Annotated in this window: 1 rRNA gene; it reads left to right on the forward strand. The window is 54.6% G+C overall.

The annotated features are described in order from the left end of the window. A 23S ribosomal RNA gene (locus KYX17_RS31565) occupies positions 1–964 on the forward strand; the annotation flags it as partial.

Raw genomic sequence — 964 nt, forward strand, 5'->3', positions numbered from 1 at the left:
GAATTTAAGCCCCAGTAAACGGCGGTGGTAACTATAACCATCCTAAGGTAGCGAAATTCCTTGTCGGGTAAGTTCCGACCTGCACGAATGGCGTAACGACTTCCCAACTGTCTCAACCGCGAACTCGGCGAAATTGCATTACGAGTAAAGATGCTCGTTACGCGCAGCAGGACGGAAAGACCCCGTGACCTTTACTACAGCTTGGTATTGGTGTTCGGTGTGGCTTGTGTAGGATAGGTGGGAGACTGTGAAGCGGATACGCCAGTATTCGTGGAGTCATTGTTGAAATACCACTCTGGTCACTCTGGATATCTAACTTCGGACCGTAATCCGGTTCAGGGACAGTGCCTGGTGGGTAGTTTAACTGGGGCGGTTGCCTCCCAAAGAGTAACGGAGGCGCCCAAAGGTTCCCTCAACCTGGTTGGCAATCAGGTGGCGAGTGTAAGTGCACAAGGGAGCTTGACTGTGAGACTGACAGGTCGAGCAGGGACGAAAGTCGGGACTAGTGATCCGGCAGTGGCTTGTGGAAGCGCTGTCGCTCAACGGATAAAAGGTACCTCGGGGATAACAGGCTGATCTTGCCCAAGAGTCCATATCGACGGCATGGTTTGGCACCTCGATGTCGGCTCGTCGCATCCTGGGGCTGGAGTAGGTCCCAAGGGTTGGGCTGTTCGCCCATTAAAGCGGTACGCGAGCTGGGTTTAGAACGTCGTGAGACAGTTCGGTCCCTATCCGCTGCGCGCGTAGGAAGTTTGAGAGGATCTGACCCTAGTACGAGAGGACCGGGTTGGACGAACCTCTGGTGTGTCAGTTGTTCCGCCAGGAGCACCGCTGATTAGCTACGTTCGGGATGGATAACCGCTGAAAGCATCTAAGCGGGAAGCCGGCCTCAAGATGAGACTTCCATACCTTCGGGTGAGAGGCTCCCAGCCAGACTACTGGGTTGATAGGCCAGATGTGGAAG

It is taken from the genome of Microbacterium sp. CIAB417 (assembly GCF_022788845.1).